1 pseudogene is annotated in these 1080 nt (G+C 72.4%); it reads left to right on the top strand.

What is annotated here, in order from left to right:
• A pseudogene (locus ABZT06_RS50620) lies at positions 1–1079 on the top strand (hypothetical protein); the annotation flags it as partial.
• Position 1080: the final 1 nt, after the last annotated feature.

The raw sequence follows: 1080 nt of genomic DNA, 5'->3' as shown, positions 1-1080 counted from the left end.
CCGTCCGGCCCGCCGTGCCACCGCCCCCCGCGCAGTCACCCCAGCCCCACGAGGCCCGGCCCGCCGGAGGGGCTGTCGCCTACCTCGACGCACCCAGAGGAGGACAGGCCGCCCCGTGGCCGGGACACCACACCCACCACCCCGGCCTCTACGGCGCCGGCACCGGCACCGCCCTTCCCGCCACACCCACCACCACCGCGTCCCCCTCCACCGCGTCCCCCTCCACCGCGTCCCCCTCCACCGCGTCCTCGTCCTCGGGGCCGGTGCCGCCCGCCACCGCACCGCCGGCCGGCCCGGCCGCCCAGGACCCGCGCATCACCCGGTGGGCGGCCTCACGCAACTGGACCACCACCGACGCCAGCACCCTGTTCACCTGGGCATCCGGCATCGTCGGCCAGGCCCTGCAGCACCGCCCCGCCCTCGGTGACACCCCCACCGCAACCGCCTACCGCGACAGCCTGCACCGCGTGGTCATGGCCGTCGCCACAGCCCGCGCCGACACCCACACCACCCCCAAGGGCAAGGGCACCGAACTCCTCCCCGCCCCCGGCTGGGAAGAAGAAGCCGTCTCCCGCCTCCGCGCGGTGTTCACCGCCCTCGACCACCACGCATCCACCCACCCCACCGTCCGCACCGCCCTGAACCAGGCAGCCGAACTCATCCCCGACCTCGACGAACACGACCTCCACACCCTCCACGAAAACCTGGAGAACCCGGAGAACCTGGAGAACCTGGAGGACCTGGAGAACCTGGAGGACCTGGAGGACCCGGACACCCCCCAGCCCCCCACCAGCCCCCCGGCCGGCCGGGAACCCGACACCCTGCACTACCAACTCCGGCCACAACCGGACCGCACCCCCACCGGGAACGCCGCACACGCCGCCCGCGACATCCACGACATCGCCGCCGACCAGCACCTGAACCTCCCCGACACCACCCTGAAAATCCAAGTCGACGACCACAACCACGACACCTGGCTGCCCGTCCTCACCCAACTCGCCGAAACCCTCCAGCACAGCATCCTCGTCATGACCCCCGACCGAACAGAACCCCTCATCAACCTCTGCCCACCCGAATAAC

This window comes from Streptomyces sp. NPDC005483 (genome assembly GCF_040606035.1).
GTDB lineage: Bacteria > Actinomycetota > Actinomycetes > Streptomycetales > Streptomycetaceae > Streptomyces.
The sequence above is the reverse complement of the archived record's forward strand: the minus strand, read 5'-3'. Positions and strand labels throughout refer to the sequence as shown.